14 protein-coding genes are annotated in these 12615 nt (G+C 72.2%); 7 read left to right on the forward strand and 7 right to left on the reverse strand.

The annotated features are described in order from the left end of the window. Nucleotides 1-10: 10 nt before the first annotated feature. The 5 genes from ACSMXO_RS00750 to ACSMXO_RS00770 form a co-directional block, all read right to left on the reverse strand. Nucleotides 11-739: a CDP-alcohol phosphatidyltransferase family protein gene (locus ACSMXO_RS00750; protein WP_346263178.1), complete on the reverse strand. Its 729-nt coding sequence runs from the start codon at nt 737-739 to the stop codon at nt 11-13. Continuing rightward, entirely contained in the window at nt 714-1781 is a 1068-nt protein-coding gene (locus ACSMXO_RS00755) for an iron-containing alcohol dehydrogenase family protein (protein WP_455416353.1), read from the reverse strand. The genes ACSMXO_RS00750 and ACSMXO_RS00755 overlap by 26 nt, the downstream gene beginning before the upstream one ends. Further along, a complete protein-coding gene (locus ACSMXO_RS00760; protein ID WP_346263176.1) occupies nt 1769-2500 on the reverse strand; it encodes a phosphocholine cytidylyltransferase family protein in 732 nt (243 codons plus the stop codon). The genes ACSMXO_RS00755 and ACSMXO_RS00760 overlap by 13 nt, the downstream gene beginning before the upstream one ends. 191 nt (nt 2501-2691) lie before the next feature. Continuing rightward, on the reverse strand, nt 2692-3531 hold the full coding sequence (locus ACSMXO_RS00765; protein WP_455416354.1) for a hypothetical protein: 840 nt from the start codon (nt 3529-3531) through the stop codon (nt 2692-2694). Continuing rightward, nucleotides 3528-3977, reverse strand: coding sequence for an NUDIX hydrolase (locus tag ACSMXO_RS00770; RefSeq protein WP_455416355.1), 450 nt, complete (start codon nt 3975-3977; stop codon nt 3528-3530). The genes ACSMXO_RS00765 and ACSMXO_RS00770 overlap by 4 nt, the downstream gene beginning before the upstream one ends. Nucleotides 3978-4089: 112 nt before the next feature. Here ACSMXO_RS00770 and ACSMXO_RS00775 point away from each other — a divergent pair, with 112 nt between their 5' ends. From ACSMXO_RS00775 to corA, 3 genes are all read left to right on the forward strand, one after another. Further along, the gene (locus ACSMXO_RS00775; RefSeq protein ID WP_346263173.1) at nt 4090-4482 is read left to right on the forward strand and encodes a CBS domain-containing protein; all 393 of its coding nucleotides are present in this window, start codon (nt 4090-4092) and stop codon (nt 4480-4482) included. 157 nt (nt 4483-4639) lie between these two features. Continuing rightward, a complete protein-coding gene (locus tag ACSMXO_RS00780) occupies nt 4640-5734 on the forward strand; it encodes an aminotransferase-like domain-containing protein (RefSeq protein ID WP_455416356.1) in 1095 nt (364 codons plus the stop codon). Between the two features lie 544 nt (nt 5735-6278). Further along, nucleotides 6279-7427 carry a magnesium/cobalt transporter CorA gene (gene corA, locus ACSMXO_RS00785; RefSeq protein ID WP_346263171.1) on the forward strand — a complete coding sequence of 383 codons (1149 nt, stop codon included), beginning with the start codon at nt 6279-6281 and terminating at the stop codon, nt 7425-7427. Between the two features lie 124 nt (nt 7428-7551). Here corA and ACSMXO_RS00790 read toward each other — a convergent pair whose 3' ends face one another. Further along, on the reverse strand, nt 7552-8241 hold the full coding sequence (locus tag ACSMXO_RS00790; protein WP_346263170.1) for a hypothetical protein: 690 nt from the start codon (nt 8239-8241) through the stop codon (nt 7552-7554). Nucleotides 8242-8430: 189 nt separating this feature from the next. On the opposite strand from ACSMXO_RS00790, the gene ACSMXO_RS00795 reads away from it, so the two are divergent. Both ACSMXO_RS00795 and ACSMXO_RS00800 read left to right on the forward strand, forming a co-directional pair. Beyond that, nucleotides 8431-8961: a peptidylprolyl isomerase gene (locus ACSMXO_RS00795; RefSeq protein WP_346263169.1), complete on the forward strand. Its 531-nt coding sequence runs from the start codon at nt 8431-8433 to the stop codon at nt 8959-8961. 70 nt (nt 8962-9031) lie between these two features. Beyond that, nucleotides 9032-9943, forward strand: a complete 912-nt coding sequence (locus ACSMXO_RS00800) for a rhomboid family intramembrane serine protease (protein WP_346263168.1) — start codon at nt 9032-9034, stop codon at nt 9941-9943. Nucleotides 9944-9999: 56 nt separating this feature from the next. On the opposite strand, the gene ACSMXO_RS00805 is transcribed toward ACSMXO_RS00800, so the two are convergent. After that, the gene (locus ACSMXO_RS00805; protein WP_346263167.1) at nt 10000-10458 is read right to left on the reverse strand and encodes a PH domain-containing protein; all 459 of its coding nucleotides are present in this window, start codon (nt 10456-10458) and stop codon (nt 10000-10002) included. A gap of 148 nt (nt 10459-10606) precedes the next feature. Between ACSMXO_RS00805 and ACSMXO_RS00810 the strand changes: the two genes are divergently transcribed. Beyond that, complete coding sequence (locus tag ACSMXO_RS00810; RefSeq protein ID WP_455416357.1) at nt 10607-11794, forward strand: thiolase family protein; 1188 nt, start codon at nt 10607-10609, stop codon at nt 11792-11794. Between the two features lie 59 nt (nt 11795-11853). Further along, a complete protein-coding gene (locus ACSMXO_RS00815) occupies nt 11854-12429 on the forward strand; it encodes a hypothetical protein (protein WP_455416358.1) in 576 nt (191 codons plus the stop codon). The last annotated feature ends 186 nt before the right edge of the window (nt 12430-12615 follow it).

The raw sequence follows: 12615 nt of genomic DNA on the forward strand, positions 1-12615 counted from the left end.
GCGGCCGAGGTCAGCGGAGCGAGGCGCGGGCCGAGAAGGCGATGCTGGCCAGCAGGAAGCCGCCGTTGACGACCGTGAACGCGGCGATCAGCCAGGTGGTCCACTCCGGTACGACGGTCAGCACCAGCCCGGCCAGGAAGATCACCGCACCGTAGTCCCGGATCAGCTTCACCAGCCGGACCGGCAGCGAGGTCGAGGTGACCATGCTGGCCGCGTTCGGGCCGGCCGCCATCACCGAGGTCACCAGATTGACCATCCAGGTGCCGGCGAAAGCCGCGACCAGCCAGATCGGTGCCGAGGGCCGCTGCGCCACCGCCGTCGCCGACAGCGCGGTGACCAGCGCGATCTGGGCTGCCACGTCACAGAGCACGTCCACCCGGGCGCCGGCCGGGCTGCCCTGGCCGGTGACCCGGGCGAGCTGCCCGTCCGCGCAGTCCAGGGCGTACGCCAACTGCCAGCCGAGCAGCGCGACCAGCCCCACCACCCAGGCCGGTACGTCCCCGGCGGCGACCGGCCCGGCCAGGGTCACCACGGTCACCGACACCGCCAGCCCGAGCACCAGGTTGCCCATGGTCAGCGCGGTGGGCGGCAGCCCCATCCGGTGCGCGGCCAGGGCCAGGGCGGCGCCGATCCGCTGGCTGATCGCCTCGCTGAACAGGCCACCGCCCCGGTTGACCCGGTAGAAGTCGGCGGCGGTGGGCGGGGACACCAGGTCAGCCGAGATGTTCACGGATTGCATCGCCGTAGTTTGCCAGCCGTTCACCGATCGCGTCAGGAGCCAGGTCGAGGTGTTCCAGAATGGTGTATCGATCCGGCCGGGTGCTCGGGGCATAGTGGACGGCGGCCACGAACTCCTCGTCGGTCAGCCCCAGCTCCGTCGGGGTGGTGGGCAGCCCGTGCCGGTGCAGGCAGGAGGCGAGCTGGCCGAACCGCTCCAGGTCGCCGCGCAGGTAGGTGCAGAAGAGCGCGCCGAGCCCGACCTGCTCGCCGTGCGACGCGGCACCCGGGTTGAGCCGGTCCAGCGCGTGCGAGATCTCGTGGCAGCCGCCGCTGACCGGCCGGGTCGAGCCGCAGATCGAGGAGGCGATCCCGCCCAGGATCAGCGCCTCGGCCAGGGTGGTCAGGAAGGCGTCGTCGGTGATCTTCCCGGGGTGGTTGAGCAGGGCCTCGGCACCGGAGCGGGCCAGCGTGACGGCGAGCCCGTCGATCGGCTCGGCGCGTACCCGGTGGGCCAGCTCCCAGTCGGCGACCGCGCTGAGGTTGCTCAGCGCGTCCCCGATCCCGGCCTGGGTCTGCCGGTCCGGGCCGTTCTCCACGAAGTCCAGGTCGACCACGATGGCGATCGGGATGTGCACCCCGTAGGAGCCCTTGCCGCCGTCGTGGTCGAGCGAGGCGGTCGGCGAGGCGATGCCGTCGTGCGCCAGGCTGGTCGCCACGGTCACCATCGGGATGCCGTAGCGCGAGGCGGCCCACTTGGCGGTGTCGATGGTCTTGCCGCCGCCGATCCCGACCACCGCGTCGTAGGAGCGGCGGCGCAGGTTCTCACCGAGTTCCTGGGCCGCGTCCAGGGTGCCGCCGGTCACGGTGAAGACGTCGGCGTTGCCGAGACCCGGCCGGCACAGCTCGGCGATCCGCTCGCCCTGCCCGGGGCCGACCACCACCGCCACCTCGCCGCCGGCCGAGATCCTCCGGTCGGCCAGCAGCGCGCCGAGGTCCGCGACCGCGCCGCGGCGCACGTCGATCACCAGCGGGGTGTTGACGGTACGGGCTAGTAGTGGCATGCGATCTCCCGGGCTCGGGCCAGGTCCTCGTGGTTGTCGACCTCGACCCAGGGCAGGTCGCCGATGGGTGCCGCCCGCACTTCGCCACCGCGCTGCGCGAACTCCTGGTAGCCGTCCTCGTAGTAGAGGTTGGGGTCGCGCCGCCAGGTCGCCTCCAGCGCGTCCGCCAGCTCACCGGCGACCCGGGACTCGATCACGGTCGCCCCGATGTACTCCCCGTACGCCTGCGCCGGGTCCATCAGCTTGCTGATCCGGACGAGCTGGCCGGAGTCGTCGAAGACCGTCTTCATCTCCTCGTCGGCGAGCTTCTTCACGGTGTCGACCGCGAGCAGGATGCCGGGGCCGCGCCGGGCGAGCAGGGTCCGCTCCACGTCGACCGGGTGCACGGTGTCGCCGTTGACCAGCAGCGCGCCCTGGGCGAAGTGCTCCCGGGCCAGCCAGAGCGAGTACGCGTTGTTCCACTCCTCGGCCCGGTCGTTGTGCACCAGGCTGAGCTTCACGCCGTACCGGTCGGAGAGGGCGGACTGCCGGGCCTCGACCGCTTCGGCCGCGTACCCGACCACCACGGTCACGTCGGTCAGCCCGACCTCGGCCAGGTTGTGCAGCGCGATGTCGAGGATCGTGGTCTCGCCGTCGACCGGAATGAGTGCCTTGGGCAGGGTGTCCGTGTACGGCCGCAGCCGGCGACCCGCCCCCGCGGCCAGTACCACACCGATCATTCCGGGTCCTTCCTCGCGACACGTCCAACGCACGGAGGATAGCGCTGCGTGTCAGGAGTACGAATTCCCGGCAAACAGCCGGCTAACCCATGTCGATGCAACGCTGGGTGAACGGGCGGAAACCACCCGTCGAGGCAGGTAACGGAAGGCGAGCTGCGGCAGCTCTTCCGGGAGGCGGGCGGGCCCGGTGCTCAACCGGGCAGCGCGGCCAGGTCGGCGAGGAGCCGCAGCCGTTCCGGCGGGGTCAGCCCGGCGTACGGGCCGGCCGCCCGACGGTCCGTCTCCAGCTCGATGGCGAGCCGTTCCGGCCCCGCCGCGAGTTCGGCGATGCTCCGGGCGGTGTGCCCGGCGGCCTGCCACGCGGCGGCGTGCGCGTCGGCGCGGTGGTACCGGAGCGTGCCGAGCCGGTTCAGCAGCAGCACGCCCGGCGGGGTGCCGTCCGGCTCGTACGGGGGTGCCACCGCCTCGAACGCCCGCCCGTCGGTCGGCCCGTCGACCGGGACGGTCTCGGCCGGGGTGGGTGGCAGGTGACCGTGCCCGGTGCCCGGTACCGGCAGCTCGGCGGGACGCAGCCCGTCGAGCGCGGCCGAGAGCAGCCGGCCGAGGATGCCGACGAGCCGGCGTACCCGTTCGGGGTGCCCGGCCCAGATCTCCCCGGTCACCTCGGCGTGCAGCTCGGCGAGTTCGGCCAGGAAGGCCCGGCCGCGCTCGGTGGCCAGCACGCCGCCGTCCGGCAGCCGGTACAGCATCCCGTGCGCGACCTGCTTGTCCAGTACCCGCTGGCACTCGGCCAGGTCGCCGTAGCGGAGCAGGGCGGCCAGCCCGGCGCGGTCGATGGTGCCGCCGGGTGCCGCCAGCCGGGTCCGGAAGTCGATCAGGAAGCCGGTCGCGGCCGGCCCGCCGTAACTCTGGATCAGTTCGGCGCCGCCCCGGACCCGGGTGGTCGCCATGACGGTGCGGAAGACCCGGTCGACGGCCGGCCAGACCAGCGCGGCGGCCTGGTGCGGGGCGAGCGGGACCGGGTCGTTCACAGGCCGATCAGGTGCAGGGCGCGGAAACCGTCCTCCGCGATCCGCCGGATCAGCCCGTCGTTGACGTCGCGGTGCTCGTCGAGCACGGCGACCTCGTCCTCGCCGAGCCACCGGAACTCGGTGTGCTTGCCCGCCTCCAGCCGGGGGCGGGCGAGGTCGCCGTCGACCCGGACGAGGAAGTCGGTCTCGATCCGGTCGATGCCGTCGTCGGGCGTGTACCGGTATTCGCCGACCGTGCCCAGCACCAGCGAGACGGTCCAGCCGGTCTCCTCGGTGACCTCACGGAACAGCGCCTCTTCGACCGTCTCGCCCGGTTCGAGGTGACCACCGACGATGTCCCAGGTGTTGGGAAAGAGCTTCCGGTGAGGGGACCGTCGCTGGATGAAGATCCGGCCCTCGTCGTCGACGATCAGGGCTCCGGCGCAGCGTAGGGGCTCTGTGGACACGCGTCGAGACTAGCCACCCCGGTCCCGCCGCCCACACCGCCGCTTGTGGTTCCCCGGCCGAACGTCCAGTCTGTCCCTAACCGGTGTCCCCGTCCCAAGGATGTGATGAGTGATGCGGGTACGTGAAGCGATGTCCAGCAATGTCCTGGTGGTCGGCCCGGAGCACTCCCTCCGGCAGGCCGCCGAGATGATGGCCGAGCGGGGCGTCGGCTCCGCGGTCGTCGTCGACCCCGACTCCGAGGGCATCGGCATCATGACCGAGCGCGACGTGCTCAAGGCCGTCGGTGCCGGCCTCGACGTCGACGTCGAACGGACCGCCGCGCACCTGACCTGGGACGTGGTCTACGCCGGACCGGACTGGACGGTGCACGAGGCCGCCGAGGCGATGTCCCGGGGCGGCTTTCGGCACCTGGTGGTGCTGGACGACGGCGAGGTGATCGGGATGATCTCGGTCCGGGACATCGTCCGGGTCTGGGTCGGCGCCCCGGCGGTCGCCTCGATCTGACCGACCCGAAGCCCGAGGGTCCGGCCGTCCCGTCCAGCGGGCGCCGGACCGTCACCAGCCGGGGCGAATCGCCCGCCGGCCGGTTTCGGTCGCCCAAGATACGGACATTGTCGTGCCTCCGCCCGGGACGCTGGCAGCGCCCGTACGCTGGGTAGTCATGACTGTCGAGCAGCTGATCTCCTTCGCCCGTGGGGCGCCGTCGCTGGACATCGTCGACATCGAGGGGCTGAAGGCCGCGGCCGGACGCGCGTTCGACGCCGACCCCGCCGGCATCACCGGGTACGGGACATCCGTCGGATACCCGCCCCTGCGGAAGTGGATCGCCGACAAGCACGGCGTCGAGGTCGACCAGGTCCTGGTCACCAACGGGTCCCTCCAGGCCGACGCGTTCCTGTTCCAGCACCTGGTACGCCCCGGCGACGCGGTCGTGGTGGAGCGGCCGACCTACGACCGGACCCTGCTCAACCTGCAACGCCAGGGCGGTGAGCTGCACCCGGTCACCATCCAGCCGGACGGAGTCGACACCGACGAGCTGGGCAAACTGCTCGAGTCCGGGGTACGCCCGAAGCTGGCGCACATCATCCCCAACTTCCAGAACCCCGCCGGGGTGACCCTGTCGGCGGAGAAGCGGCAGGCCCTGCTCGACCTCGCCGCCGAGTACGACTTCACGATCTTCGAGGACGACCCGTACGCGGACATCCGGTTCCGGGGCGAACCCCTGCCCTCGATGCTCTCGCTCGACCGGCAGGGCAGCGTGGTGCACGCCTCCAGCTTCACCAAGACGGTCTGCCCGGGCGTCCGGGTCGGCTACCTGGTCGGCCCCGCCCCGCTGATCGCGGACATCGCCAAGGAGGCGACCAACCTCTACATCTCGCCCGGCATGGTGGCCCAGGCGATCGTGCACCAGTTCTGCGTCAGCGGCGACCTGGACCGGTCGATCCGGACCGTCAGCACCGCGCTCGGCGAGCGGGCCGCCGCGCTGGCCGCCGCACTGCGGGAGCACATCCCGGACGCCCGGTTCACCGAGCCGAACGGCGGCTACTTCCTCTGGATCGAGCTGCCGCAGAACGTGCACGTGGACCGGCTGGCGCCGGCCGCGGCCGAGCGGGGCGTCACGGTCGTCAAGGGCAGCGACTTCCTGGTGGAGGGGGGCCAGCACGCATTGCGGCTGGCGTACTCCGGGGTGACCGTCGACCAGATCGACGAGGGGGTCCGCCGGCTCGCCGACGCGGTGCGGGCGGTACGCGAGTAACCGGTGTTCCACGGCTGACCGGTGCGACGGATGCCGGGGTACGCCGCCGGGGCGAACACCGCCCGGTGGCCGTACCCCGGCTTTTCGCGTCCGGAGCGGGTGGGCGGTGCCGGTGCCGGGCCTTCGGTCGCTCGGCCGGCGGGCGGATGTCAAGCCGACCGGGCGTTTCGGTGGGAATCTTCTGTCAGATATCTGACAATAGTGGCCGTCGGCGAATTTCGGGGCTTCCTACGCGCCGGTAGCCGGCCCACAATGCTGCGAGCGCCACTCGCGTGGAGGCCGCTCGTTCCGCCCCGGGACGGCAGGCTTCCGGCTGCGGCTGGCGCGCCCGGAACAGAACCCCCGCCCCCACGGTGCCGGGTGGGCCGTCCGCACCTTACCCCCCGACGTGGACGGTCCACCCGGCGCCACTTTTCCGGGCCGGCGCGGGCGAACACGTCCCACCAGCGGCGCCGCCAGGGGTGATCCGCGACATGTCCGGCGCCGAGTGCCGGCGGCGTACGCTGCAACCCGCGACCGAACGGGCCGAAAGGGGGCGGTGGCGATGCCGGATCAAACCGATTCCGATCGAGTGGCGGTCAGTGGGAACAGCCGGCCGAGACCCCGGGCCTGGACGGCACCGGTGCGGGCGGTGACCCGGATGCTCAGCACCGAGGTCGGTCAGCAGCGGACCCCGGAGAACTCCCGGCCGGACGGGCAGGGCGTGGTCGACTGCGGGCTCTACGTCGATGGCGTACGCCAGCCGGGACAGCTCGGTTACGCCGAGGCGCTGGACGCCGCGCGGCAGCAGCCCGGCGCCTTCGTGTGGCTGGGCGTGCACGAACCGAGCCAGGCGGAGATGGCCGGCATCGCGGCGGCGTACGGGTTGCACGAGCTGGCCGTCGAGGACGCCGTCAAGGCGGAGCAGCGCCCCAAGCTGGAGCGCTTCGGCGAGGTCAGCTTCCTGGTGCTGCGTACCGTCCGGTACGTCCGGCACGGCGAGCTGACCGAGAACTCCGAAGTGATCGAGACCGGCCAGGTGATGCTCTTCATCGGGCCGAACTTCGTGCTCACCGTCCGGCACGGGGACGCCTGCCGGCTGGCGCCGGTCCGCTCCGACCTGGAGGCCCGGCAGGAGATCCTCCGCCAGGGGCCGTGGGCGGTGGCGTACGCCGTGATGGACCGGGTGGTGGACATCTACCTGGAGGTGACCGACCGGGTCGGTGATGACCTGGACGTGCTGGAGGGCGAGGTCTTCGCCCGGCAGGCGCACGGCCGGATCCAGCGGATCTACCAGATGAAGCGGGAGCTGGTCGAGTTCAAGCGGGCGGTCGTCCCGCTGCAACGCCCGATGATGACGCTGACCGCGCAGGTCAACCGGGAGGTGCCGAAGGAGATCCGGCGGTACTTCCGGGACGTGCAGGACCACCTGACCCGCACGGTGGAGCAGGTCAACTCCTACGACGATCTGCTCAACTCGATCCTCCAGGCCCGGCTGGCCCAGGTCACGGTCGACCAGAACAACGACATGCGCAAGATCGCCGCCTGGGCCGCCATCGCCGCGGTCTGGACCGCGATCGCCGGCATCTACGGGATGAACTTCGACTTCATGCCGGAGACCGGCTGGAAGTACGGCTATCCGGTCGTACTCGCGCTGATGCTGCTGATCTCGCTCGGCCTCTACCGCTGGTTCCGGCGCAACCGCTGGCTCTGATCCGCACCGGCGGTGCGTACGGTCGCGGCGTGGGGCATGCCTGCCCCACGCCGCCGTGACCGTCCCCGGACGACGCCACCTGCCCGGAACCGCTCCGGGTGGTGCGTCCGTACCGCCGGGGCGCTCAGTTGCCGCTGTTGCGCGACGCGGCCGTACCGAGCAGCCCGTCGGACTTGTCGCCGCTCTTCGTCGCCACCTTCTTGGCCCCCTCGGTGATCGGCCCGGTCGAGATCTTCTCGCCGGCCGTCGCCGTACGGTCCTTCGCCTTCTCCATCGGCGCGGACTTCGGCCCGGTGGGTTCCCGGGTCATGCCGCCCGCCGAGTTGCCCATGATCGTGGCGGCGTCGTCGCGTACGGCGTCCAGCGTGGCCGCCGGGTCGTACTCGTCCCACGGGCGCTGCCCGCGCCGCCGCATCGCGACCGCGCCCATGGCGCCGGCCACCGCCCCCGCGACCAACAGCCCGGTCAGGACCGGCCAGCGTCGACGCATCATCGAGTTCTTCTTCCGCATCGCTCTCATCTTCTTCGACCTCGCCTTACGGGCGACCGAGCCGGCCTGGCGGGCGCCGTCCGTGGCGGCCGTGGCCAACGGTGCGAACCTGGTCATCGCCGACTCCCAGCCGTCCGACGCCGTCGCCCGCACCCTGGTCGCCGTCGGCGCGAGATAGGCCCGGGCGGCGTCCGCCCGCGGCCCCACCGTTGCCCCGACCCCGGACGCCGCGTGGGTGGCCGCGCGCATCAGGTGATCGAGGCTCTCGCCCAGTTCGGCCTTGACGAGCTTCCTGCGGGATCTGCGCCCCCCGAATCCAAACACCGGTCCCCACCTCCTTGGGTGTTGTTCCCCCGTCATCCTGCACCCTCGGATGCGCCCGCACTGCCAGAACGGGCACATGGGAGGATCCGCATAGAAACACCTACCAGCGCCGGCCTGCGCCTCCTGGCCGGCGGACCGTCCCGCCGGCCGGCACCTCGCGGCCGGCGGCATGTCGATCGAGGAGTACTCGTGGCCGAGGCCGCCTACGCAACCCTGCACACCAACGCCGGTCCGATCCGGCTGGAGCTGTTTCCGAACCACGCCCCGAAGACCGTGCGGAACTTCGTGGAACTCGCCGAGGGGACCCGGCAGTACACCGACCCGCGCACCGGCCAGCCGGGCAGCGGACCGTACTACGACGGCACCATCTCGCACCGAGTGATCAGCGGATTCATGATCCAGATGGGTGACCCGACCGGCACCGGCCGGGGTGGCCCGGGTTACAACTTCGCCGACGAGTTCCACCCGGACCTGCGGTTCGACCGGCCGTACCTGCTCGCGATGGCGAACGCCGGTCCGGGCACCAACGGCTCGCAGTTCTTCATCACCGTCGCGCCGACCCCGCACCTGAACAACCGGCACACCATCTTCGGCCAGGTCGCGGACGAGGAGTCGGCGAAGGTCGTCGACGCGATCGCCAACACCCCGACCGGCGCACAGGACCGGCCGCTCCAGGATGTGGTCATCGAGCGCGTCGAGATCGCGCGTAAGGACGGCTGACGTCGATCCCGGGTACCTTTGCCTGCATGAGTCGTAGCGGGCGGAGGTCGGGCATGAGCGGAGCAGCGGCATGAGCGAGTCGCCGCCGACCACACCGGTCTGCTACCGCCACCCGTCCCGGGAGACCTATGTCCGGTGCACCCGGTGCGACCGGCCGATCTGTCCCGACTGCATGCGGGAGGCATCGGTCGGGCACCAGTGCCCGGAGTGCGTGGCGGAGGGCCGCCGCGGCCAGCGGCCGGCGCGGACCGTCTTCGGTGGCGGTGCCGCCGGCCGCCGGGGCTACGTCACCAAGGTGCTGATCGGGATCAACATCGCGTTGATCCTGCTCTCCATCTACACCGCCCGGGGCGGCGACGCGGTGGCCGGGGCCGGCTTCGGTGGCCTGCTCGGCGGGGCGACCCCGCTGACTGACTGGGGCGCCGTGCTCGGCCTGGACCGGGTCGGGCCGTTCGGCGTCGAGGAGGGCATCGCGGCCGGTGAATACTACCGGCTCTTCACCGCGATGTTCCTGCACTACGGGCTGCTGCACCTGTTGATGAACATGTGGGCGCTCTGGGTGCTGGGCCGCTCGCTGGAGGCCACTCTCGGCCCGCTCCGGTTCCTGGCGCTCTACCTCGTCGCGGGGGTGGGCGGCAACGTCGCGGCCTACCTGTTCAGCCCGGCGAACGCCCGGACAGTCGGCGCGTCGACCGCGATCTTCGGGCTCTTCGCCGCGCTCTTTGTGATCATGCGTCGACTGGGTCGGGACACCTCGTCGGTGATCCCGATCCTCGTGGTCAACCTGGTCTTCACCTTCGCCGTACCCGGGATCTCCATCGCCGGTCACCTCGGCGGGCTGACCGCCGGCGCGGCGATGGCCCTGGTGCTGGCCTACGCGCCCCGGTCCCGCCGCACGCTCTTCCAGGTCGGTGGCGGTGCGGTGATCGGACTGGTACTGACCGGCCTGACCCTGATGCAGTCCGCCGCCCTGCTCGCCTGAAGCTCGGCGGGGCACCGGACGCGACGACCGACCGCCGGATCCGGCGGCCCGGCGGCTCAGTACGCCGGGCCGCCGCCGGCCGGGCCGCCGGCGCGTACGGCGTGCAGCACCTCGGCGACCTCGCGCGGCGCGACCCCGAGGTCGTACCGGCTGAACAGGTGCAGCGAGGCGCCCCGGTCGATCTCCAGCGTCTCGGTCGCCAGCCCGAGGCGGGGCCGGGTGTCCACGGTGATCCGTTCGATCTCCGACCACGGGATGTGCCGCCGTCCGGCGAAGCCCTGGATCACGGTGACCCCGTCGGGGTCCACCGCGAGCCGGACCGGCGCCACCAGGTCCCGTACGCCCCAGCCGAGCAGGACGGCTCCGACCAGCAGTCCGATGCCGAGTCGTACCGGGTCGCCGTCGGCGAAGAGGGCGCCGAGCGCGACGAAGAGGGCCGCGCCGCCGAGCTTGCACACCGGCAGCGCGGTCTCGACGCGCCAGCGCCGTGCGGGAGTGTCCGGTTCGGAGTGCACGGGTCCAGGATGCCATCACCATCCCGGGCGGCCGTCCGGGCGCGGTCACGGGTCGCCGCCGCCGGGCGGACCGGTGCGGCGGGACCTCTTCCGGTCACCACCCACCGACGGCGTAGGATCGGAGTAGCCAAGTTACTGGGGAGTAGACATGGCGGACGCGGTCATCGTCGGTGCGGTACGAACCCCGGTCGGGCGGCGCGGTGGAGCACTCGGCACCGTGCATCCGGTCGACCTCTCGGCGCGGGTGCTCACGGCGCTCGCCGAACGCGCCGGGCTTGACCCGGCCGAGGTGGACGACGTGATCTGGGGCTGCGTCTCCCAGGTCGGCGAGCAGGCCTGGAACGTCGGCCGCAACGCCGTACTCGCCGCGGGCTGGCCGGAGTCGGTGCCCGGCACCACGCTCGACCGGCAGTGCGGGTCGAGCCAGCAGGCGCTGCACTTCGCGGCGGCGGCGGTCGCCTCCGGCCAGGCCGACCTGGTGGTCGCCGGTGGCGTGGAGTCGATGACCCGGGTGCCGATGGGCAGCAGCATCTCGCCCGGACCGGCCGACACCGGCCTGCCCTACGGCGACCTGGTCCGGGACCGCTACCGGGGTACGCCCGGCTTCGCCGCCGACGAACCGGTGCCGTTCAACCAGGGCGTCGGCGCGGAGCTGATCGCCGCCCGCTGGGGGCTGACCCGGCGACAGCTCGACGAGTACGCGCTGGCCAGTCACCAGAAGGCCGCCGCCGCCCAGGATGCCGGTGCCTTCGAGGCGGAGATCGTCCCGGTGGTCGTACCGGACGGCGCGAAGGTGGTCGCCGACGAGGGAATCCGCCGGGAGACCAGCCTGGAGCGGCTGGCCGAGCTGAAGACCCCGTTCCGGGCCGACGGGGTGGTCACCGCCGGCTCCGCCTCGCAGATCTCCGACGGTGCCGCCGCGCTCGCGGTGACCACCTCCGAGTGGGCCCGGCAGCGCGGCCTGCGACCGCTGGCCCGGATCCACACCGCCGTGGTCACCGCCGACGATCCGGTGCTGATGCTCACCGCACCAATCCCGGCCACCGCCAGGGCGCTGCGCCGAGCCGGGCTCGGTATCGAGGAGATCGGGGTGTACGAGGTGAACGAGGCGTTCGCCCCGGTGCCGCTCGCCTGGCTGGCCGAGACCGAGGCCGATCCCGCGCGGCTCAACCCCCGGGGCGGGGCGATCGCCCTCGGCCATCCGCTCGGTGGCTCCGGCGCCCGGATCATGACCACGATGCTCCAGTACATGCGGGACCACGGCGTCCGGTACGGCCTCCAGACCATGTGCGAGGGCGGCGGGATGGCCAACGCCACCATCGTGGAACTTCTATAATTTCATTCTCATCCATGCCTCGGCCGCGTCATCCCTGGCCGGATCTCGTTGGGAAAGGCGTGGATGTGTTCTGTCGAACGTTCCTGCCGGCCGCCGCCGAGACCGGGGTGGCCAGCCCGACCGTGAGTCGGCACCTGCCGGTCCTGCGCAACTGCGTACCGGCCGGCGAGGTCACCGTGCTGGTGACCCGGTGCACCCGCCCGGAACAGCCCGTGCACGGCTGCCTGCTGCTGCTCACCACCCGCCGGCTGGTGGTCACTGAGCAGACCCGGCTGCTGCATCGGCTGCGGCTGCACCTCAACACCGAGCTGCGGCACCTCAACAACGTCGCGTGGAACCCCGACCCCCGAGCCTCGATGGTCGAGCTGGCCGCGACCGCCGTGGACGGCGTACGCGAGCGGTTTCTGATCCGGGCCGACCGGCCCAGCCAGATGTGGCAGCTCGACGCCCTGTTCAGCCAGGTCTTCCGGCCGAAGATGGCGGCCCGGTGCGGGGTGGCGAACTCCGCCGCGCCGGTCGACCGCCCGGCCGTGCTCGGCACCGGGCACCGCCCGCTGCCGACGGCGGCGGCTCCGCCGGCCCGACTGACCGCACCGGCCCGCGCACCGCGACTCAGCCCCGCCGTAGCCGTCTGAGCCGCCGGTCAGCAGCGGGGCCACCGGCCGAGCCGACGTCGGGCGGCCACGAGTATCCCCCCGGAAACCGGTGGTACGCCCCCGGAAGGTGGCGCGGGTTTCACCGTCTGGTTACTGGCCGGAGGGTAGAACGGTCACCTCCGAGGGGGTGGCCGCTCCTTACCCCGACCCCGCCGCCGGCCCGCT

It is taken from the genome of Plantactinospora sp. DSM 117369 (assembly GCF_053764795.1).

Coding starts and splice junctions, on each gene's coding strand:
- ACSMXO_RS00750 (WP_346263178.1), bottom strand. CDS start 739: ATGCAATCCGTGAACATCTCGGCTGACCTGGTGTCCCCGCCCACCGCC.
- ACSMXO_RS00755 (WP_455416353.1), bottom strand. CDS start 1,781: ATGCCACTACTAGCCCGTACCGTCAACACCCCGCTGGTGATCGACGTG.
- ACSMXO_RS00760 (WP_346263176.1), bottom strand. CDS start 2,500: ATGATCGGTGTGGTACTGGCCGCGGGGGCGGGTCGCCGGCTGCGGCCG.
- ACSMXO_RS00775 (WP_346263173.1), top strand. CDS start 4,090: ATGCGGGTACGTGAAGCGATGTCCAGCAATGTCCTGGTGGTCGGCCCG.
- ACSMXO_RS00780 (WP_455416356.1), top strand. CDS start 4,640: ATGACTGTCGAGCAGCTGATCTCCTTCGCCCGTGGGGCGCCGTCGCTG.
- corA (WP_346263171.1), top strand. CDS start 6,279: ATGCCGGATCAAACCGATTCCGATCGAGTGGCGGTCAGTGGGAACAGC.
- ACSMXO_RS00800 (WP_346263168.1), top strand. CDS start 9,032: ATGAGCGAGTCGCCGCCGACCACACCGGTCTGCTACCGCCACCCGTCC.
- ACSMXO_RS00810 (WP_455416357.1), top strand. CDS start 10,607: ATGGCGGACGCGGTCATCGTCGGTGCGGTACGAACCCCGGTCGGGCGG.